This window comes from Rathayibacter sp. AY1B6, from assembly GCF_002932755.1.
GTDB lineage: Bacteria > Actinomycetota > Actinomycetes > Actinomycetales > Microbacteriaceae > Rathayibacter.
Map to the genome: position 1 here is coordinate 1 of NZ_PSWL01000005.1, position 19,982 is coordinate 19,982.

Genomic DNA, 19,982 nt, shown 5'->3' on the forward strand with positions numbered 1-19,982 from the left:
GCGGCGGCCTGCGCGGGGTGGGCGGGGATCGCCGGCACCTCGGAGCCGATCGAGCCGGCTCCGGCCCGGACGGTGATGATCGCGGTGCCGACGTCGACCGTCTGGCCCTCGTCGACGAGCACGTCGACCACGGTGCCGCTGAACGGCGAGGGGAGCTCGACGAGCGACTTGGCGGTCTCGATCTCGACGAGGACCTGGTTGACGGCCACCTCGTCGCCGACCTTGACCTTCCAGGCCACGATCTCGGCCTCGGTGAGGCCCTCGCCGACGTCGGGGAGGAGGAACTGCTCTGTCATCGGGGGGACTCCTGTGGGCTCGTGCGGGCGGATGTCGCGCGCGTCAGTACGCGAGCGAGCGGTCGACGGCCTCGAGCACTCGGTCGACGTCGGGGAGGAAGAGCTTCTCGACCTTGGCGGGCGGGAAGGGGGTGTCGAAGCCGGCGACCCGGAGGACCGGCGCCTCCAGCGAGAAGAAGGCGCGCTCGGTGACGGTCGCCGCGATCTCGGAGCCGAGGCTCACGTTGGCGGACGCCTCCTGCGCGACGACGAGCCGGCCGGTCCTGCGGACCGAGGCGAGCAGCGGCTCCCAGTCGATCGGGGAGAGCGAGCGCAGGTCGACGACCTCGACGCTCGTGCCCTCCTCGCCCGCGAGCTCGGCGGCCTGGAGGAGGACGGCGACCATCGGGCCCCAGCCGACCAGCGTGACCTCGGTGCCCGGGCGGACGACGCGGCTGGCGTGCAGCGGCGCGGCGGATCCGCTGAGGTCGACGTCGCCCTTGGGCCAGTAGCGGCTCTTGGGCTCGAAGAACATCACGGGGTCGTCCGAGGCGATGGCTTCCTGGATCATCCAGTAGGCGTCGTTCGGGGTCGACGGGCTGACCGCGCGCAGGCCCGCGGTGTGCGCGAAGTACGCCTCGTTGCTCTCCTGGTGGTGCTCGACCGCTCCGATGTGCCCGCCGTAGGGCACGCGGATGACGACGGGCATGGTGATCGCGCCCTCGTGGCGGTTGGTCATCTTGGCCAGCTGCGAGGTGATCTGGTCGAACGCCGGGTAGATGAACCCGTCGAACTGGATCTCGCAGACCGGGCGGAACCCGCGCATCGCGAGACCGATCGCGGTGCCGACGATGCCGGACTCGGCGAGCGGCGTGTCGAGCACGCGCTTCGCCCCGAACTCGGCGTGCAGGCCCTCGGTGATGCGGAAGACGCCGCCCAGGGGGCCGATGTCCTCGCCCATCAGCAGGACGCGGTCGTCCTGCGTCATCGCGCGGCGGAGGCCGGCGTTGAGCGCCTTGGCCATGGACATGGACTCGAGCTGCGACCCGGTGAGGGGCGGCTGCGCGGCCGTCGTGCTGGTGTCGATCGTCATCACTCGCCTCCGAACGATTCTTCGTAGCGCTGCAGCCACGCCTTCTGCTCCTCGACGAGCACGTGCGGCTCCGAGTAGACGTGGTCGAACATGACGCCCGTGGGCGGGACCTCGAGGGCGAGGAGGCGGCGGCGGATGTCGGACGCGAAGTCCTTCGCCTCCTCGTCGACCTCGTCGAAGAAGGACTGCTCCACGCCCTCGCTCCGCAGGTACGCGGCGAAGCGGGTGATCGGGTCCTTCGCGACCCACGAGGCGAGCTCGTCGTCGGTGCGGTACTTCGTCGGGTCGTCGCTCGAGGTGTGCGCGCCGATCCGGTAGGTCAGCGCCTCGATGAACTGGGGGCCTCCGCCGGAGCGGGCGTCCTGCAGGTGCTTCGCGGTGACGGCGTAGCTCGCGAGCACGTCGTTGCCGTCGATCTGCACGCCGGGGATGCCGAAGCCGGAGGAGCGGAGGTAGAGGGGGCTGCGCGACTGCGTGGCCACGGGGACCGAGATCGCGTAGTGGTTGTTCTGGAGGAAGAAGACCTCGGGGGCCTGGTAGCTCGCGGCGAAGACCATCGCCTCGCTGACGTCGCCCTGGCTGGAGGCGCCGTCGCCGAAGTAGACCACGACGGCCGCGTCCTTCTCGGGGTCGCCCGTGCCGGTCGCTCCGTCGAGGGTGAGGCCCATCGCGTAGCCGGTCGCGTGCAGGGCCTGCGAGCCGAGCACCAGCGTGTAGAGGTGGAAGTTCCCGTTCGTCGGATCGGTCGGGTCCCAGCCGCCGTGCGTCGTGCCGCGAAGGAGCGCGAGGACGCCGAGCAGGTCGATGCCGCGGATCTTGCCGACGACGTGCTCGCGGTAGGAGGGGAACACGTGGTCCTGCGGGCGCATCGCGAACGCGGAGCCGACCTGCGCCGCCTCCTGGCCGTGGCTCGGGACCCACAGTCCGAGCTGGCCCTGGCGCTGCAGGTTCGCGGCCTCGGTGTCGAACCGGCGGACCACCGCCATCTCGCGGTAGAAGGAGCGGTGCTGCGCCTCGTCCACCTCGTCGAGGTAGGAGGCGTACTGCTCGGCCGCGGGGGTCGGTGAGAACCGCCCGTCCGCGGAGAGGAACTGGACAGTCGGCGACTCCGTGCTGGTGGCTACCACCCGACTAACCTATCCGTCTCGCGGGGTGGCCCTCGGGGAGGGAAGCCACAATCTCGGCCGCCGCGCTGAGGAGCTTGTCGACAGAGCGCGCCTCGCCGACGGAGACGCGGATCCCCTCCGGCGGGAACGCGCGGACCACGACCCCGGCGCGCTCGAAGACCTCGGCGGCGCGCGCCGTGTCCTCGCGGGTGTCGAACCAGAGGAAGTTCGCCTGCGACTCCGGGATCGTCCAGCCCTGGTCGAGGAGCGCCCGCCAGAGGTCGTCGCGGAGGCGGGTGATGCGGTGGACGCGCTCGAGGAGCTCCTCGCGGTGCTCGAGGGAGGCGACCGCCGCGGTCTCGGCGAACCGGGTGACCGAGAGCGGGATGGCGGTGGAGCGGGCGGCGTCGAGGATCCGCGCGTGGCCGATCGCGTAGCCGACGCGGAGGCCGGCGAGGCCGTATGCCTTGGAGAAGGTGCGGGCGATCACGAGGTTCGGGTAGCGGCCGAGCAGGCGGGTGCCGTCCACGGCCCGCTCGTCGTCGACGAATTCGGCGTAGGCCTCGTCGAGGAGCACGAGGACGTCTCCCGGGACGCGCTCGAGGAGCGCCTCGACGTCGTCGGCGGTGGCGACCGTGCCGGTGGGGTTGTTCGGGCTGCAGACGATCAGCAGGCGGGTGCGCTCCGTGACGGCCTGCGCCATGGCGTCGAGGTCGTGGGTGTCGTCGGCGCGCAGCGGCACGCGCACGCTGGTGGCGCCCGCGGTCGTGACGAGCGAGGGGTAGGCCTCGAACGAGCGCCACGCGTGGACGACCTCGTCGCCCGGGCCCGCCGCCGCGGTGATGAGCTGGGCGATGACCGCGACGGAGCCGGCTCCGACGATCACCTCCTCGATCGGGACGCCGTACTCCGCGGCGAGCGCCGTGCGCAGGGCTGTCGCGGCCGCGTCCGGGTACCGGTTGAAGTCGTCCACCTCGCGGACCCGCGCGAGCACGGAGGGCAGCGGGTCGAACGGGTTCTCGTTGGAGGAGAGCTTGAAGGCGTCGGCGGCGGCCGCGCGGCCCTGCTTGTAGGCGGGGAGCGCCAGGATCTCGGGGCGGAGGCGGACGGGAGGCTCCTGCTGGTCGGTCACCCGCCCCATGCTAGGCGGCGCGGCGGTGGACGCCCCGCCGTCCCGCGCGCGCCGCCCCCGCCCTCGAGTGGTGCTCGGCGAGCCCCCTTCCCCGCGGTCGAGCGCCGCCGGTGCGGCCCGGAGGTGCGGCCGACCCGGGTCTCGGATGCACGAACCGCCCCACTGACCAGCACCCACGGCGCCCGTCCCCCGATTAGGGTGCAGTGATGCGGAGTCGAGGGCGAGCCGAGCGGCGCGGGGGTGCGCGCCCGCTCCTCCGGGGCGCCACGGCCGCGATCGCCCTGCTCGTCGCCGCCGGCGCGCTCACCGGGTGCACGCCCGCCGCGGAGGGCACGCAGGCGACCCCGACGCTCCGGGAGACGTCCATCGACGTGGCCGCTCCCCCGGCCTACACCGCCGCGCGCGAGGCCGGCCTCGCGCTGCGGGACGACTCGCTCGCGCTCCTCACCGCGACCGACGGCACCGTCGCGGGCGCGGCCCGCACCGATCTGCTGGTGGCGATCGGTGCCCTCAACGCATCGCTCGAGGGAGTCTCGGCCGACGCGATCACCACCGCGACGACCGCGGCCGGGGAGCAGCGGACGGCGCTGGCCGAGCGCGTGCTCGGCCTCGCCACCTCGACCCTCGCCTCCGGTCGCGGATCGACGTCCCGGCGGGCGGTGCTGACCGACGCGGTCGAGCAGCTCCGGAGCGTCCTCGCCTCGGGAGCCGCGGTCGCCCCGGCCGCCGTCGCCGTGATCGAGGCGCGCGAGCCGCTCGTCCCGGAGCCGGGCAGCGGATTCGCTCCTCCCCCGCGACCCGCGCCTCCCGCCGCTCCCCGGCCGACCACGGCGCCCGCGCCCACGCAGGAGCCCGCGCCCGAGCCCCCGGCTCCGGAGCAGGCTCCCGAACCCGCGCCCGCTCCCGAGCCGACCGAGGCCCCGCAGCCGACGGCGGAGCCCCTGCCGCAGCCCGAGCCCACCGCCGTGCTCCCTCCGCGGACCTGCGCCGACGACCCCCGCCTCTGCACTCCCGCCCCGGAGCCGACCATCGGCGGGCCCCTCACCTGAGCCCCGGCTCGCGGCCCGCCCCGCCTGCGGGGATAGTGGAGGCATGAGCAGACTCCTCCTCGGCCTCCTGACCAACGCCGTCGCGATCTGGCTCACGACCCTGGTCGTGGCGGGCGTGCGCGTGGACCCGTACGAGGAGGGCCCCGCCGCGGCGGTCCTCACGTACCTGCTGGTGGCGGTGATCTTCGGCGTCGTCAACGCCGTCGTCGGCGGAGTGGTGCGGGTGGTCGCGTTCCCCCTGTACCTGCTGACTCTCGGCCTGGTCTCGTTCCTCGTCAACGGCCTCCTGCTGCTCCTGACCGCCTGGATCAGCGGCCTCTTCGGCTTCGGCCTCGTCGTGGACGGATTCTGGTGGGGCGTGCTCGGCGCCCTCGTTCTCGCCCTGGTGAACTGGTTCATCGGCCTCCTCCTGCGCCCCTTCCTCCGCCGCCGTCAGGACTGACACCGCGGCGTCGGCACCCGGCATCGGCCCCGTCGCCGCCCCCCGGGAGGCGACGCGCGCCATCGGTGGACGATGCCGGGATCGGCCTGCTGTGGAGGAGCCGCGGTGCGCCATGATGGGCGGGTGACCCCCGACTCCCCCGCGCCCTCGGCCTTCGCCGTGTGCTTCGTCTGCACCGGCAACATCTGCCGGTCGCCGATGGCCGAGGTGGTGCTGCGCTCCCTGGCGGAGCAGGCGGGGCTCGGCTCCGCGATCGAGATCAGCTCGGCCGGCACCGGCGAGTGGCACCTCGGCGAGCACGCCGACAGCCGCGCCCTCGCGGCGCTGGAGCGGCACGGGTTCGACGGGGGCCGTCACCGCGCCCAGCTCTTCGACCCGTCCCGCTTCGCCGAGTTCGACCTGGTCGTCGCGCTCGACCACGGGCACGAGCGGGCGCTGCGCTCCTGGGCGCGCACCGACGTCGACCGGCAGAAGGTCCGCCGCCTGCTCGACTTCGAGCCCGGCCTCTCCCCGCAGGGCGACGTCCCCGACCCCTACTATTCCGATGCGGCGGCGTTCGACTCGGTGCTCGCGCTCATCGAGCGCGCCTGCCGGGCCCTCTTCGCCCAGATCGAACCAGGACTGCGCGGCAACCGCTCGGTCCGCCCCGACTCCACCGACGCGCGCGCCGCCCTCGCGCAGGACACCTGAGAACCGGAAGGCACCACCGCATGACCTCGCTCCCCACCCAGCCGCTGAGCCCCCTCGACGGCCGCTACAGCGGTGCCGTCTCGTCGCTCGGCGAGTACCTCTCGGAGGCGGGGCTGAACCGCGCGCGGGTGCACGTCGAGGTCGAGTGGCTGCTGGCGCTGACCGACCGCCGCCTCTTCGGCTCCGAGCCCGTCGACGCCGCGACCGCCGAGGAGCTGCGCCGCCGCGCCCGTGACTTCGGACAGCCCGAGATCGACGAGCTGGCGGCTCTCGAGGCCCGCACCCGCCACGACGTGAAGGCCGTGGAGTACCTCGTCCGCCAGTGGCTCGAGGAGCTGGGCCTGCAGCGGATCGCCGAGCTCACCCACTTCGCCGCCACCAGCGAGGACATCAACAACCTCTCCTACGCGATCGTGGTCCGCCGGGCCGTCGACGAGATCTGGCTGCCGAAGCTGCGCTCGGTCGTCGCGTCGCTCCGAGAGCTGGCCGTCCGCTACCGCGACGAGTCGATGCTCAGCCGCACCCACGGCCAGCCCGCGACGCCGACCACGATGGGCAAGGAGTTCGCCGTCTACGCGTACCGGCTCGAGCGGGTCGTCGCGCAGATCGAGGCGACGGAGTACCTGGGCAAGTTCAGCGGAGCGACGGGCACGTTCGCCGCGCACCTCGCCGCCGACCCCGGCACCGACTGGCCCGCCCTCGCGGAGGAGTTCGTCACCTCCCTCGGCCTCGTCTTCAACCCGCTGACCACCCAGATCGAGTCGCACGACTGGCAGGCCGAGCTCTACGGCAGGGCCGCGCACGCGAACCGCATCCTGCACAACGTCTGCACCGACGTCTGGACCTACATCTCGCTCGGCTACTTCCGGCAGATCCCCCAGGCCGGGGCGACCGGCTCGTCCACGATGCCGCACAAGATCAACCCGATCCGCTTCGAGAACGCCGAGGCGAACCTCGAGCTCTCCAGCGCCCTGCTCGACTCGCTCGCGCAGACCCTGGTCACCTCGCGCCTCCAGCGCGACCTCACCGACTCGACCACGCAGCGCAATATCGGCGTCGCGTTCGGCCACTCCCTCCTCGCCCTCGACAACATCGCGCGCGGCCTGCTCGAGATCGACCTCGACCCGACCGCCCTCGCCGCCGACCTCGACGGCAACTGGGAGGTGCTGGCCGAGGCGATCCAGACGGTGATCCGCGCGGAGGTGGCGGCCGGCCGGTCCTCGATCACCGACCCGTACGCGCTGCTGAAGGACCTGACCCGCGGCAAGCGCCTCGGCGCCGACGACCTCGCGGTCTTCGTGCAGGGCCTCGACATCGGCGACGCGGCGAAGGAGCGCCTGCTGGCGCTGACGCCGGGCGGCTACACGGGCCTCGCCTCGGCGCTGGTCGACCGCCTGAGCTGACGCCCGGCCCCGCGACCACGCGGATGTCGCGGTACTCGCGCGCGAGCACGGCGAGTTCCGCGGACTCGCGGGGGCGTGGCGGAGCCGGCGCGGCGCCCGGACGGACGGGTGCGGATGTCGGGGGTCGCGCCTAGCGTCGGCGGCATGGCAGCGTGCGCGATCGGAGGGTGCGCCTCTGCCGTCGAACGGGGCGCCCCGCTCGCGCTGTGCGCCGCGCACCTCGGGCTGGCACACGACTGGGTCGCCCGGGAGGACGGCGTGGTCGACGCGCTGCCGTCGCCGTGCGCGGCGTGCGGGTCGCGCCTGGGCGTCCGGTTCCCCTCCGCGTGGCTCTGCGCCGCCTGCGAGTGGCGGCTCGGCGATGCTCCCGACGGCGAGCTGCCCCCTCCCCGGGTCGACGTCGTCTACTACATCCGCTTCGGCGAGCGGATCAAGATCGGCACCAGCGGCAACCCGAGGCAGCGCCTCCACCGGCTCCGGCACGAGGAGCTCCTCGCGTTCGAGCGCGGCGGGCGGGCGCTCGAGCAGCACCGGCACGCCCAGTTCGCCGACGAGCGCCTGGAGCGCACCGAGTGGTTCACCCGCAGCCCCGCGCTCGACGCCCACATCGAGACCGTCCGCGCCGGAGAGCCGGACCCCTGGGCCCTCCACCGCCGCTGGCGCAGCGAGGCCCTCGCCCTCCGGATCTGACCCGCGCGGCCGGTCAACGGCCCCAGGCATCGACGAGCAGCGGCCCGCGGACGTCGCGGAGCCGGTCGACCAGGCGGTCCGCCAGTGCGGCCGTGACACCCGTCGCGACCAGGTCGTAGGGGCCGAGGGGCAGCAGCTTCCCCGTTCGGATGCGCACCACCTCCCACCCGGCCGAGCGGAGCGCGCGGTCCTTCCGCCGGTCCGCCTCCTCGCGGTGCCCGACGTGCTCGAGGCCGTGCCGACCGGTCGAGTCGTACTCGATCGCGACGCGCAGCTCCCCGAGCACCAGGTCGGGCCACGCCTCGCAGTGCTCGAAGAACGGCCGCGCGAGACGGACCGCCGTGTGCGCCGGGTCGAAGACGAGCCGCTCGGCGAGCAGCGCGCGGAGTCGGGCCTCGACCGCGGAGGCCGGCGGCGGCGCGCACCGGCTGGCGAAGGGCTCCCCGACGGGGAGATCCGGGGTCTTCGGGCAGACGCGCGCGGGACGGGAGCGGGCCCGTGCCGGTCGAGCGGCGGGCGGCGCGGTCGACGCGAGCCTCCGGGCGATCACAGCGGGCGGAGCGACGAGAGCGAAGGAGCCTGCCTCGGGATCCGGATCCGGATCGGGACCGGGATCGGACGTCGGCGCCAGCACCTCGGCGAGCCGACCGCCGATCATCGGCGCGGCCCGGGGCACGCGCGGCGAGGCGAGCTCCGCGCAGTCGGGGCACCAGGAGGAGCGGCGCCGCTCCCGGCCGGGACGGTGGCGCTGCTCCTCGGGAGTGGCGACGAAGACGTGACCGGCGTCGCAGAGCCAGCACAGGTACACATCGGCCGCGGGCGGGATCTGGCTGAGCACGATGCCCTCGTTGTACTCGGGCCGGTACTGCCGCACCAGGACGGGGTAGGACGCCCAGGCCTCCCGGTAGGTGCCGACCGCGTAGGGGACGTCGGCGCCGCGCGAGAACCGCCGCCGCTGCCACCACCGCCCGATCGACTCCGCCACCCTCCGCACGCTACGCGCGACCACCGACGCGGAGCCGCGGCGCTCGCGACCGCAGGGGGATCTCGATACGCCCTGCGGGCTGCTCGATCAGCAAAGCGGGGGCGGGCGCTCCCGAGTCGTGCGGATCGGCGCGAGCGCATCGCGGAATCGCGTGCCAAGCGATTCCGCGGAGCGGACGCGGGACGCTCCACCCGCTCAGCCACGCTCCCGGCCGACTGCGGTGGGGGACGGCGGAGCCGTCCCCCACCTAGTGAGCGGAGTCCTGCTCGTCGATGTCCGCGATCTCGGCCTCGTCGGGCTTGAAGGTCAGCGAGAACATGGCGATCGCGACGAGCACGACGATGAAGGCGACGCCGAACGAGATGAGCGCGACGACCGGCTCGCGGGTCGAGAGCATGACGACGAGGCCGACGAAGGCCGCCATCACCGCGGAGAAGCCGATGAGCTCGAGCGGGCGCAGGCGGTCCTTGCGGGTCGGCTGGAACGTGCGGGGCGTGAACTCGCTCGGGTCGCGCGGCGGGGCGGAGTCGGCCGCCGAGGCGCGGTCGGCGGGAGAGGCGGGGTCGGGCTGCTGGCCTTCGGCGGTCATCGGTCTCCTCCGGAGGTCGGTGTCGTGGGGGCGACGGGATCGTGTCCGGTGGCTGCGTCGGCGCCGGCGGCCCATTTGAGCGAGAACGCCGCGATGGCGAGGAAGACGGCGACCATCACGGCGTACGCGCCGAGGAGGCCGACGGTGACGACGGGGTGAGGCGGGAGGAGTCCGAAGGCGGCGCCGAGGAGCATCGTGCCGATGCCCACGATCACGGAGTCGCGGGCGGCGAGGCCCTGACCGCGGCGACCGCTCGAGAACTCCAGGAAGCCGGAGAGCAGCGCCCAGCCGGCGACGAGGGCCACGAAGGAGAGCAGGTTGGCCACGGGGAGCGCGACGAGCGCCGCGACGCCGGCGACCAGGGTGAGCACCGCGGAGCCGAGGGCGAGCGGGCGGGCCCGGCCGCTCCAGGCGCGGAGCCCGAGAGCGAGCGAGACGGCGCCGGTCGCGATCGCGAAGCCCCCGAAGACGGCGAGGCCGAACGCGGGCCCGTGGTCGGGCGAGAAGGTGACGACGCAGCCGGCGACCGCCGCGATCACGGCGCGCGCGAGGGGCAGGGTCCACAGGCGGCGGTCGGAGTCGGCGGCGATGGCCACGGTCGAGCCTCTCTGGGGTGGAGGGAGAAGGCGTCCGGGAGCGGACGGCTGGGCGCACAACGGCTCGGCGCCGCGGACTCCAGCGATTTTACGCTCCCGCGGCTCCGCCCAGGCCCGGAGCGCGGCCCGGGGCGCGATCCGGGGCGAAGTCGCAGGCGGCTCAGCCGAGCCAGACCTCCTCGACCCGCGGGAACACGGCGTCGGCGGAGAAGCGCTCGCGGAAGCGCGCCCCGGCCTTCTCGACGACCTCGGCCCGCGCGTCCTCGTCGGTGATGAGCTCGGTCAGCGCGGCGGCGAGGCCGTCCACGTCTCCGGGCGCGACCACCCGGCCGCAGCCGTCGCCGAGGACCTCGGGGATGCCGCCGACCGCGGTCGAGACGACGGCCGCGTCGCGGGCGAGGGCCTCGAGGATGAAGATCGGCATCGCCTCGTCACGCGAGGGCAGGACGGCGAGGGACGCCTCGTCGAGCAGAGCGAGCAGGCGGGCGTTCTCGAGCGAGCCCAGGAACTCGATCCCCGGGACGCCGCGGTCGACGACCTCCGGCTCGCGGATCGGACCGGCGACCAGCAGGCGCCAGCCCTCCTTGCCCTCGACCTTCGCCCACGCCTTCTGCAGCACGTCGACGCCCTTGCGGTGGCTGACGACGCCGCCGAAGACGACGGTGCGGGTCTTCTCGCGCGGGGTGCCCTGCTCGAGCGCGTTCGGCACGAGGTGCACGCGGTCGGCGGGGACGTACCGGCGGCAGATCGCCGAGGTCTCCTCCGAGAGCGAGATGATCTCGTCCGCGCTGCGCAGCACGTCCTTCACCAGGCGCGGGTGCGCGGCGGTGAAAGCGGCGAACTCGCTGCCGTGCAGGTGGGCGACCGTCCGCAGGCCCAGGCGGTGCGCGAGGCGGAGGAGCGATCCCTCGCGGAGGAACGAGCCGCGCTCCGAGAGGTGGACGACGATCACGCTGCCGGGCTCGCGGCGCGCGATCGCGACGATGCGGGCTGCGGCGCCCGCGGCCAGGCGGGCCGCGGCGACGTGCTCGCCCGGAGCGGTGCGGGAGGAGATCACCCGGACGTCGGAGCGCTCGAACGGCCAGCGCAGGTACCCGTTGACGACCTGCGTCATGCCTCCGGGGACCTCTCCGCTGCGGCCGACGTGGTACACCCGCGTCTTCGGGCCGGCAGGGGCGGCAGGGGCACCCGCAGCGGCCGGGCGGCTGCGGGGCGGCACGGCGAGCAGCGCCTGGATGTCGTCGCGGACGCCGCGGAGGCGTCCGCGGGCGACGAGCAGCTTCTCGAGCAGCTCGCTGCGCCGCGCGACCACGGCGGAGAAGGTCTCGACGCCGACGGCCGGCGTCGTCCGGGACATGTCGACCGTGACGTCGTGGATCCCGATGGTCTCGAAGTGGCGCGAGGCCTTCGTCGATCCGTCCATCTGCAGGCTCACCGGAGCCGCGCCCTCGGTGAACGCCATGATGATCACGTGCAGCCGGTCGCTCATCGCGACTCGGGCGGTGCGGTAGAGCTCGCGCAGCAGGATCTCGTGCTCGTCGTGGGTGTGCGCCGGATCCCAGTCGAGGATGTCCGCGTCCAGGTCGGCGGCGAGACGGCGGGAGCGCTCGGCGTCGACGGCGACCTGCGTGACCACGACGATGTCGAGGTCCTCGCGCTCGGCGAAGCCCTTGATCGCGGCCAGCCACTCCTGCTCGGGGTAGGGGCGGGCGTCCACCTCGTGGTCCTCGCGGAGGGAGAGGACGAGCACGCGCCGCTCCTCGTCGGGCTGCGCGGCGAACGCGGTCAGCTCCGCGTCGCTCGAGCCCTCGCCGTAGCCGAGGTCGGGCATGGCGGCGCCGACGCGCATGTAGCCGGCGGTCTTGTCGTCGCGCCAGCGGGTGTAGCTCGAGAGCGCCATCGAGGGCCACATGATCGCGCGGGGCAACGGAGCGAAGTTGCGGGTGCCCACGCCGGCGCGGATCACGCGGCCGCCGCCGAGGCGCACGAGGGCGATGCCCGGGAGCATCACGAGGTGCTCCTTCATCCCGATCAGGGTCAGCTGGATCTCGCCCGGCTTGAACACCGAGTTCGCCCGGCCGGCGAGGGCCTCGCGGGCGAGCGCCGCGTACCAGCGCAGGAGCGAGCGGTACACCGTGTCGTCCGGGCCCAGGCGCAGGCCGTCGTCGTAGCCCCACGGCGAGTGGCCGACGTAGACGTGGAGCGGACCCGACTCGCGGAGCCAGTCGAGGAGCTGGCGGCGCAGGATGATGTCGCCGATGTTCTCGTACTGGCCGCGGCCGACGGCGAAGATCGATCGGGCAGGTGTCACGGGCGGGCCTTTCGGAGGGGGTCGCGTGGGGGTGACCGGTGCGGAGCGGGGAGCGTCGCGGGTCTCCCCGGCCGATCCTCCTGCCGCGCTGCCGTCGTGGGCCGGGCCGGCCGGGCTCCGCAGGAGCGGGCTCGGGGCCGATGGCGCCCCGGGCAGACTAGCGCAGGCCGGCTCGGCGGCTCGAGGAGGAGTGCTCGCGTCAACAGCCGTTGGTGACCAGGAAGGCCTTGAGGAACGCGCCCGTCTGGTAGACGTACTGGTTCACCAGGTAGTCCAGGCCCATGGGCTCCCCCGAGGGCACCATCGAGAGCTCGCCGGAGTAGCAGCGCCCGATGATCATCTCGGCGCGCACGAGGTGGGGGGCGCTGGTGATCACGATGACGTGGTCCCAGCCGTTCTGCTCGGCCATGTCGCGCAGCTGCCGGGCCTCTCCCTGCGTGGTGAGCGGGTCGGCGGAGTAGCAGAGGACGTCGCCGCCGGGCTCGTTGCACTTCTTGTACTTCTTGTCGTCGTGGGGCGCGTTCATCTCGCCGGGGCCGACCGAGAGCACCATCGTGTCCGTCGCTCCGGAGGTGATGATCCGGCGGGCGAACTCGACGCGCGCCCTCGTGGACGGGCCCAGCACGAAGACCGCGTCCGCCTGCTCGGGGATCGGATCGATCGGGGGCGTGACGTAGAGGGGGATCCCGGCGCCGAAGAGGGCGAGCACCACGAGGGGGACGAGCAGGAGCCGTCCGATCACGGTGCGCGCGCGGATCCGGCGGCGTCGCGGGCGCTCCCGGGCGGGCGGGGTGGACGGACGGTCGCCGGTCGCGGTCGTGGCCGTGTCCATCGCGTCCTCCCTCTCGTCGGGACCGCCGCTCGACCGCGGCGGGTGATCCGCGACGCGGGTGCGACGGCGATCACCAGTGGACAGCCCATCATCGCAGTGTTTCGGCGCGGGGTCGGCCCGGTGAACGCCCGGTCAATTCTCTCGGCCGGCGGCCCGGACCGGGGCCGTGTCCAGAGTGGCCGGATAGGGTCGCCGTTCCTCGACCGAGCAGCGCTCCCCTCGTCCACACCGCGGACGGGCGTTCCCGGAGTCCCCTCCCGATCCGACCTCCGCCCTCCGATCCGTCGTCGACACCGTGTGTGACCGTCCCGCGTACACGCGGCCTCGGCGGTTAGCCAGTCCTTCAGCCGAATCGCTGGTACGAGCCCGACCACCACGCCCGAACGGGGTACTACAACCTGAATCCGTCTCATCCAGCCGTCAGTCGCACGGCCCGTCTATAGCGTCGGGAGGACCAGCACCACCCCCTTGAGCAGCCCCCTCGAACCGCCCCCGACGCCCCCTCGAAGACCCGGAGCCGATCGTGAATCCTCAGACGACGCCAGACCCGCCCCGCCCCCGCCGACGACGCGCACGCCTCTCCCTCACGACCGCTCTGATCGCCGCTCTCGGCATCCTGGTCGCTCCCCTCACGGCCCCGGCCGCCTCCGCGGCCACCCTCGACCCGGGCGCCGGGCAGAGCACGCGGATCCAGGAGACGAACTCCTCGCTGACCTACAGCGGCTCGTGGCGCACGATGACGGGCGGCGACAGCGGCGGCGGGATCAAGTTCCTCAACAGCACCGGCTCCGTCTCGTTCAGCTTCCGCGGCACCGGCTTCAGCTGGATCAGCCGCACCACCGCCTCCGCCGGCATCGCCACCGTCACGGTCGACGGCGCGAGCACCTCGGTCGACCGGTACACGAAGACCACGGCGTACCAGGTCCCGGTGTTCACGAACAAGGACCTCGCCGACACCGTCCACACCGTCAAGATCGCCTGGAGCGGCAGGGCCAACAGCTCTGCGAGCGACAAGAACCTCGTCATCGACGCGTTCGACATCACCCGCGCGACTCCCGCCACCGAGGAGCCGACCGACGAGACCGGCGGCGGCGACGACGGACCCGTGCTCGACCCCTCCGGAGCGACCAGCCTCCTCGTGCAGGAGACCGACCCCGCGCTGCAGTACACCGGCTCGTGGAGGTCGATGGCGGGCGGCGACAGCGGCGGCGGGATGAAGTACCTGACCTCCGCCGGATCGGTGCAGTTCACCTTCGTCGGCACGTCGTGGCGCTGGATCAGCCGGAAGACCTCCTCCTCCGGCATCGCCGCGGTCTCGGTCGACGGCGGGCCCGTCACCAAGGTCGACCGCTACAGCTCGACCGCGCAGTACCAGGTGCCGGTCTACGAGACGACCGGCCTCGCCGAGGGCACGCACACCGTGACCATCTCCTACACCGGGACGAAGAACTCCAGTTCGACCGACAAGAACCTGATCATCGACGCGTTCGTGCTCGCCGAGGACGGCCTCGCGACCCACGCCGTCGAGCTCTCCCCCCTGACCGACGGCTACACCGTCGCCTGGGACGCGCCGTTCAGCTCGCGGGTCGTCTCGTACGACGTGCACCGCTCGAACGAGGACGGCTCCGGCGACACCGTCGTCGGCACGGTCGCCGACCCGATCCGCCAGTACCGCGACGAGACCGCCGAGGCGGGACGCGCCTACACGTACACCGTCTCGGCCACCGACGACGCGGGCCGCGACTCCCGGTTGACGGAGTCGGCCACCACCACGGCCGACCTCCTCGACTCCCGCGACTCGCTGCTCGCCGCGTTCGACTGCCCCGCCGCCACCAAGACGGTGACGAACTCCGCGCAGCTCGTCACCGCCCTGGCCAACCCGCGCTCGGGTGACGTCATCCGCCTGGCCGACGGCGTCTACACCGGCAAGTTCGCCCTCCGCGGCACCGCTGCCCAGCCCGGCTCGATCTGGATCTGCGGCTCGCCCAACGCGGTCCTGACCTCCGGATCCACCTCGAGCGGCACCGCGCTCATCCTGAACACGGTGAGCGACGTCCACCTCGTGGGCTTCTCGGTCCGCAGCTCCTTCCAGGGCATCCAGGTGCTCGCCAGCACGGGCGTCCAGATGGCCGGCCTGACGGTGAGCGAGATCGGCTACGAGGCGGTCCACTTCCGCAGCCAGACCACCGACTCGCTGATCGTCGGCAGCACCATCCGCCGCACCGGTCTCGTCGCCGCCAAGTACGGCGAGGGCGTCTACGTGGGCACCTCGGACCGCAACTGGTGCGAGTTCAACGACTGCGACCCGGACCGCACGGCCCGCATCGCCGTCGTGGACAACACGATCAGCGACACCGGCGCCGAGCCGATCGAGGCCAAGGAGGGCACCCTCGACGGGGACATCCTCGGGAACACCGTGGTCGGAGGGTCCCGCCTCGCCTCGGACGTCGTCTCGCTGATCCTGGTCTCGGGCAACGGCTGGCTGGCCGCGGGCAACTCCGCCGCGGGCACCACCACCTACGGCTACCAGGTGATCACCCGCGCCGACGGCTCGGGCAACGACAACACCATCAGCGGCAACCTCGCGCTGAAGACCCGGGACGCCGTGGTGTACCTCCACCAGCCGTCCAACTGGTCCACCAGCGGCAACTCGCTGAGCTGCTCCAACTCCGGGAAGGACCTGATCGGGAACGTGGCCTGCACGCCGTGACCTGATCCGCTCCCCGCGCGCAGAACCGCCGCCGTCGTCCCCTCGACGGCGGCGGTTCTGCGTGTGCTCTGCTCCCGTCGACCGCGCACGGTCGGCCGGGGCCCAGCGCGACTGCCGCGGCTTCCGCGACTTCTGCGGAGTCGGCGAGGGCGTGGGCGGGCGCTCGGCGCCTCCGGGACCGCGGGACGGGGCGGGCGGACGGGGACGGGACGGGAGCCGACCGACGCGCCCGCTCCTCTCGAGCACGCAGGAGTCGGCGGGGTCGCCCGCGAGTACCGCGCGACCTCTGCGGGCCTGCGCGGCGAGCGGGGGACGGAGAGGGGCCGGAGGGGCCGTCCGGGCGCCGGAGGAGCCGTCCGGGCGCCCGAGGAGCCGTCCGGGCGCCCGAGGAGCCGTCTGAGCGCCGGAGGAGCCGCGTGGGCGCCGGAGGGGCCGCCCAGCCGCCGGAGTGGGCTGTCCGCCGTCTGGGCACCGACGTCGGGGCGGGCGGGCCCCGGAGGGCACCGCGCGCGCCCCGGACACGGAAGAGCGCACCGCGGCCGGGGCCGGGGTGCGCTCTCCGCAGCGTGCGAGGACGCGATCAGACGATCGCGGGGGCCTTCTGCAGCTTGTGGCGGGCCAGGACGACCGCGCCGACCACAGGGGTGCCGGCGGTCTCGATCCAGTGCACGTCGGCGGCGGCCTGGGGCGAGTCGACCTTGCCCTCGATCAGCACGAGGACGGCGCCGTCGGCCACGCCGCGGAAGGTCGGCGACTGCTCGGTCGCGCCGAGGGTGCCGGTGACGATCAGGACGATGTCGTAGACCTTCTCGAGTTCCTCGACCAGCGCACGGAGGGCGTCGGTCGGCATCGGCGTGCCCGCCTGGGCGCCGCCCGCGGGGAGCAGGTCGAGGCGGTCGGTCGAGCGCTTGATGATCGCGTCGTCGAGCGAGGCGGATCCGGCGAGCACCTCGCGCAGACCCGGGCGTCCGCCCGAGGCCGAGGCGAGAGCCGAGCCCTCGGCGGTGCCGTCCACGATCACGACGGACGAGCCGAGCACGGCCAGCGCCTTGGCGAGCAGCACCGCGGTGGCGGTGTGCGGGGTCTTCTCGGACGCCGGAGCGATCGCGAAGGAGGAGTACGAGCGGGTGCGCGCGATGGCGGAGAGCTCGAACGCCACGGCCGAGTAGCGGGCCGGGATCTCGGTCGAGTTCAGCATCTCGTCGAGCTTGGTGGCCTTGACCGGGACGATGCCCAGCAGCGGCCGGTCGATCGCGGAGCGGACGTCGTCGCCGCTGCGGAGGCGGCGGTCGAGGGCGGTCATCACGATCGCCACTCCCACGCCGACCACGGCGCCGCCGAGGATGCCGAGCGCGAGCAGGACGAGGATGCCTCCGGTGACCGGCAGCTCCGGCGGGAGCGCCTGGCTGAGCACCTGGAGCTGGATCTGCGGGACGGCGACGCCGTTCGTGGTGGTCGTCGCCGGGTCGGAGCCCTTCACGGCCGCGTCGAGCTGGGCGGCGACCGCGTTGGCGATGACCGCGGCCTGCTCGGGCGAGGGGTCGGTGGCCGAGATCGTGATGACCACGGACTCCGGCTCGGCGAGGACGGTCACGCGCTTGGCGAAGTCCTCGATGGGCTCGTCGATGCCGAGGCCGTCGATGACGCCCTGCAGGACGGTGTCCGAGGTGCCGAGGGCGACGGAGGTGACCGTGGCCTGGGCGGCGGCGCTGTTGGCCGCGACGCGGTCCGCGGTCGAGAGGACCCCGGTGGAGGAGACCGCGACGTACACGCGCGCGTCCGCCTTGTACTGCGGGAGGAGGACGGCGTTGAGTACCAGGGCCGCCACGGCGCCGAGCAGAGCGAAGGCGACGATGTAGACCCACCTCCGGCCGATGCCGGCGAACAGTCCGTTCAAGGTCATGGTGTGTGGTGTCCCTTTCGTCGACTGCACCGGAGTGCAGGGGGTCTGACTGTAGCGTCGTGATGTGTCGTCCGCGTTGCGCGGAACCGGCCGCGAGGTTTCGCGCGGAAGCGGTGGATCAGAGGTGGGCCTGCAGGAAGGCGAGGATCGCCTTCTTGTTGTTCGGGGTGTTGTTCTGGAGCCCGTGGTGGCCGGAGCCGTCCACGCCGACCTCGGACGCCACTCCGGCGTCCTGCAGGGCGACCTGCATCGCGTCGGCCTGCTCGACCGGGACGAGCTCGTCCTCGGAGGTGAGCCAGATCTGCGGGGCGTCCGTGGAGTCGACCGACGTGATCGGCGACGCGGGGATGCTCTGCGGGCAGCTCGTCGAGTCGATCTCGTCGCAGTCCAGGTAGGCGAGGATCTGCTCCTTCGCCTCGGGCACCGGCGAGCCCAGCGACATCCCGGTCTCGGTCATGTCGGCGACCGCCGAGAAGGCGACGACCGTCTTGACCCGCGAGCCCTCGGTGAGGGACCCCTCGCCGAGCGTGCCCATGGTCGCTCCGATGATCGCTCCGGCGGAGCTGCCCATCACGCCGATGCGGGCGGGGTCGAGGCCGAAGCGCGTGACCTGCGCGGGGTCGCGCAGCCACTCGACGGCGGCCTGCGCGTCCTCGATCTGGCCGGGGTACCGGCTGTCCTGGAGGAGGCGGTAGTCGACGGAGACCGAGACGAAGCCGCGCTCGGCGTAGTACTCGCACAGCTCGGTCATCCCGCCCTCGTCGCGGGCGCCGTCGACGAATCCTCCGCCGTGCAGCATCAGCAGCGCGGGCCGGTCGGTGCCGCCCTCGGTGGGGAGGCAGGCGTCGGCCTTCAGCGAGACGCCGTCGACCGAGCGGTACTCGATCGCCTTCTCCGTCGTGAAGCCGTCGGGCGTGCGGACGGGCTCGGGCTGCGAGGAGCAGCCGGCGAGCCCGAGGGCGACGGCCACGACGGCCGCCAGGACTCCGGCGCTGCGTGCTCGTGTCGTCTTCACTCGTGGGACTCCGCTCTCTTCTTCTCGTAACTGGGGGAGGTACCGGGCTCATCGGCCGGGACCGCGGCGGGGTCGGAGACGGCTCCGGGGCCGCGCGCAGGGACGGGCACGGGCGTGCGCCGCTTGCCGGGGCCGCCGAGGGCGGCCGGGGGGACGTAGATCCACTTGACCTTCGAGAGGTAGCGGGTCACGAAGAGCGAGAGGACGACCGCCAGCACCATGACGACCAGCAGCAGCGGCACCTCGAAGCCGCCGAGCTCGGAGCGGTCCTCGGGGAGGATCACCCGCAGGACCGTGATGGCGATCACGATGAAGTAGAGGTGCAGCAGGTAGATGTGCAGGCTGCGCTCGCCGCAGATCGTGAAGAAGTTCAGGAAGCGCACCCGGGAGAGGGCCCGCGACACGAGGATGCCCATCGCGACGGCGGCCATCTGGCCGGCGAGGGCGAGGAACGGCACCCAGCGGATCGGGAAGAGGAAGAGCACCGCGCTCAGCACGACGAAGACCGGAGTGACGTAGAGGAACGCGCGGCTCCCCTTCTGCTCGACGAAGTCGATGATCCTCTTCGAGTAGAGCGTGCCCACGAGGAAGAAGACGAACAGGGCGCCGATGCGGTTCCAGCCCACATTGGTCGTGTTGAGGAGACCGGTGGTGAACATCGTCCCCATCACCGCGGCGAGAGCGACCTGCACGCGGTGGTCGACCTTCCGCAGGAGCCACGCGCCGAGCGTGAAGAGGACGAGGCCGTAGATGAACCAGTAGCTGCTGCTGGGCCAGAAGAACAGCAGGAGCAGGTTGAGCGGATCGGTCGCGGGGAGCTCGCCGAGGCCGCCGTTCGCGAGCGGCACGACCAGGTAGAAGGCCATGCGGATCACGGACCAGACCACGTAGAGCCAGAGCAGCGGGTACAGCCTGCGGCGCCAGAGGTCGCGGAAGCTCCAGGTGCGGATGCGCGAGCCGAAGAGGCCGGACACCAGGAAGAAGAGGGGCATCGGGAACAGCTCGAACACGACCTTGATGCGGCCGAGAGTGTTCTCGACCCCGATGTCACCGAGGTACAGCGACGTGTGGTAGTAGACGACCATCAGGATGGCGGCGCCCTTGGCGAAATCCACCCATTCGCGTCGGGCTCCGCCCGCAGGCTTCAGCAGCTTCATTTTC

18 protein-coding genes are annotated in these 19,982 nt (G+C 72.9%); 6 read left to right on the forward strand and 12 right to left on the reverse strand.

Features of this window, described 5'->3' with window-relative positions; translation table 11 throughout:
• From C5D08_RS03500 to hisC, 4 genes are all read right to left on the reverse strand, one after another.
• On the reverse strand, positions 1–296 hold a 296-nt coding region (locus tag C5D08_RS03500), incomplete at its 3' end, for a biotin/lipoyl-containing protein (protein ID WP_308471623.1).
• Positions 297–339: 43 nt separating this feature from the next.
• Positions 340–1,305 (reverse strand): alpha-ketoacid dehydrogenase subunit beta, encoded by a 966-nt coding sequence (locus tag C5D08_RS03505; protein WP_181028888.1) that lies wholly within the window; start codon positions 1,303–1,305, stop codon positions 340–342.
• A gap of 62 nt (positions 1,306–1,367) precedes the next feature.
• Positions 1,368–2,495, reverse strand: a complete 1,128-nt coding sequence (locus C5D08_RS03510; RefSeq protein WP_104275848.1) for a thiamine pyrophosphate-dependent dehydrogenase E1 component subunit alpha — start codon at positions 2,493–2,495, stop codon at positions 1,368–1,370.
• A gap of 4 nt (positions 2,496–2,499) precedes the next feature.
• Positions 2,500–3,615: a histidinol-phosphate transaminase gene (gene hisC / locus C5D08_RS03515; protein ID WP_104275849.1), complete on the reverse strand. Its 1,116-nt coding sequence runs from the start codon at positions 3,613–3,615 to the stop codon at positions 2,500–2,502.
• Positions 3,616–3,812: 197 nt separating this feature from the next.
• On the opposite strand from hisC, the gene C5D08_RS03520 reads away from it, so the two are divergent.
• The 5 genes from C5D08_RS03520 (at position 3,813) to C5D08_RS03540 (ending at position 7,880) form a co-directional block, all read left to right on the forward strand.
• Complete coding sequence (locus C5D08_RS03520; protein ID WP_146086166.1) at positions 3,813–4,655, forward strand: hypothetical protein; 843 nt, start codon at positions 3,813–3,815, stop codon at positions 4,653–4,655.
• Positions 4,656–4,698: 43 nt separating this feature from the next.
• Entirely contained in the window at positions 4,699–5,097 is a 399-nt protein-coding gene (locus C5D08_RS03525) for a phage holin family protein (RefSeq protein WP_104275851.1), read from the forward strand.
• Between the two features lie 123 nt (positions 5,098–5,220).
• Complete coding sequence (locus C5D08_RS03530) at positions 5,221–5,787, forward strand: low molecular weight protein-tyrosine-phosphatase (RefSeq protein WP_258065009.1); 567 nt, start codon at positions 5,221–5,223, stop codon at positions 5,785–5,787.
• A gap of 20 nt (positions 5,788–5,807) precedes the next feature.
• A complete protein-coding gene (gene purB, locus C5D08_RS03535) occupies positions 5,808–7,190 on the forward strand; it encodes an adenylosuccinate lyase (protein ID WP_104275853.1) in 1,383 nt (460 codons plus the stop codon).
• A 144-nt stretch (positions 7,191–7,334) separates the two neighbouring features.
• Positions 7,335–7,880, forward strand: coding sequence for a GIY-YIG nuclease family protein (locus tag C5D08_RS03540; RefSeq protein WP_104275854.1), 546 nt, complete (start codon positions 7,335–7,337; stop codon positions 7,878–7,880).
• 13 nt (positions 7,881–7,893) lie between these two features.
• Here the strand turns inward: C5D08_RS03540 and C5D08_RS03545 are convergent, their stop codons facing one another.
• From C5D08_RS03545 to C5D08_RS03565, 5 genes are all read right to left on the reverse strand, one after another.
• Positions 7,894–8,865, reverse strand: coding sequence for a hypothetical protein (locus tag C5D08_RS03545; RefSeq protein ID WP_104275855.1), 972 nt, complete (start codon positions 8,863–8,865; stop codon positions 7,894–7,896).
• A 247-nt stretch (positions 8,866–9,112) separates the two neighbouring features.
• Complete coding sequence (locus C5D08_RS17260; RefSeq protein WP_258065010.1) at positions 9,113–9,454, reverse strand: hypothetical protein; 342 nt, start codon at positions 9,452–9,454, stop codon at positions 9,113–9,115.
• Positions 9,451–10,050 (reverse strand): DUF308 domain-containing protein, encoded by a 600-nt coding sequence (locus tag C5D08_RS03555; protein WP_104275856.1) that lies wholly within the window; start codon positions 10,048–10,050, stop codon positions 9,451–9,453. Before C5D08_RS03555 ends, C5D08_RS17260 begins: the two co-directional genes overlap by 4 nt.
• A 160-nt stretch (positions 10,051–10,210) precedes the next feature.
• On the reverse strand, positions 10,211–12,361 hold the full coding sequence (locus tag C5D08_RS03560; protein WP_104275857.1) for a glycosyltransferase family 4 protein: 2,151 nt from the start codon (positions 12,359–12,361) through the stop codon (positions 10,211–10,213).
• A 199-nt stretch (positions 12,362–12,560) separates the two neighbouring features.
• Positions 12,561–13,193 carry a YdcF family protein gene (locus C5D08_RS03565; RefSeq protein WP_104275858.1) on the reverse strand — a complete coding sequence of 211 codons (633 nt, stop codon included), beginning with the start codon at positions 13,191–13,193 and terminating at the stop codon, positions 12,561–12,563.
• 523 nt (positions 13,194–13,716) lie between these two features.
• Between C5D08_RS03565 and C5D08_RS03570 the strand changes: the two genes are divergently transcribed.
• Positions 13,717–15,903, forward strand: a complete 2,187-nt coding sequence (locus C5D08_RS03570; protein ID WP_104275859.1) for a hypothetical protein — start codon at positions 13,717–13,719, stop codon at positions 15,901–15,903.
• 580 nt (positions 15,904–16,483) lie between these two features.
• Here C5D08_RS03570 and C5D08_RS03575 read toward each other — a convergent pair.
• From C5D08_RS03575 to C5D08_RS03585, 3 genes are all read right to left on the reverse strand, one after another.
• On the reverse strand, positions 16,484–17,806 hold the full coding sequence (locus C5D08_RS03575; RefSeq protein WP_104275860.1) for a Wzz/FepE/Etk N-terminal domain-containing protein: 1,323 nt from the start codon (positions 17,804–17,806) through the stop codon (positions 16,484–16,486).
• 118 nt (positions 17,807–17,924) lie between these two features.
• Entirely contained in the window at positions 17,925–18,821 is an 897-nt protein-coding gene (locus C5D08_RS03580) for an alpha/beta hydrolase (protein ID WP_104275861.1), read from the reverse strand.
• Positions 18,818–19,978 (reverse strand): acyltransferase family protein, encoded by a 1,161-nt coding sequence (locus C5D08_RS03585; RefSeq protein ID WP_104275862.1) that lies wholly within the window; start codon positions 19,976–19,978, stop codon positions 18,818–18,820. The genes C5D08_RS03580 and C5D08_RS03585 overlap by 4 nt, the downstream gene beginning before the upstream one ends.
• Positions 19,979–19,982 lie beyond the last annotated feature (4 nt).

What these genes read in the sequence shown, in the direction of transcription:
- C5D08_RS03505 (WP_181028888.1), bottom strand. Translation starts at nt 1,305, where the DNA reads ATGTCCATGGCCAAGGCGCTCAACGCCGGCCTCCGCCGCGCGATGACG.
- hisC (WP_104275849.1), bottom strand. Translation starts at nt 3,615, where the DNA reads ATGGGGCGGGTGACCGACCAGCAGGAGCCTCCCGTCCGCCTCCGCCCC.
- C5D08_RS03520 (WP_146086166.1), top strand. Translation starts at nt 3,813, where the DNA reads ATGCGGAGTCGAGGGCGAGCCGAGCGGCGCGGGGGTGCGCGCCCGCTC.
- C5D08_RS03525 (WP_104275851.1), top strand. Translation starts at nt 4,699, where the DNA reads ATGAGCAGACTCCTCCTCGGCCTCCTGACCAACGCCGTCGCGATCTGG.
- purB (WP_104275853.1), top strand. Translation starts at nt 5,808, where the DNA reads ATGACCTCGCTCCCCACCCAGCCGCTGAGCCCCCTCGACGGCCGCTAC.
- C5D08_RS03540 (WP_104275854.1), top strand. Translation starts at nt 7,335, where the DNA reads ATGGCAGCGTGCGCGATCGGAGGGTGCGCCTCTGCCGTCGAACGGGGC.
- C5D08_RS17260 (WP_258065010.1), bottom strand. Translation starts at nt 9,454, where the DNA reads ATGACCGCCGAAGGCCAGCAGCCCGACCCCGCCTCTCCCGCCGACCGC.
- C5D08_RS03565 (WP_104275858.1), bottom strand. Translation starts at nt 13,193, where the DNA reads ATGGACACGGCCACGACCGCGACCGGCGACCGTCCGTCCACCCCGCCC.
- C5D08_RS03575 (WP_104275860.1), bottom strand. Translation starts at nt 17,806, where the DNA reads ATGACCTTGAACGGACTGTTCGCCGGCATCGGCCGGAGGTGGGTCTAC.
- C5D08_RS03585 (WP_104275862.1), bottom strand. Translation starts at nt 19,978, where the DNA reads ATGAAGCTGCTGAAGCCTGCGGGCGGAGCCCGACGCGAATGGGTGGAT.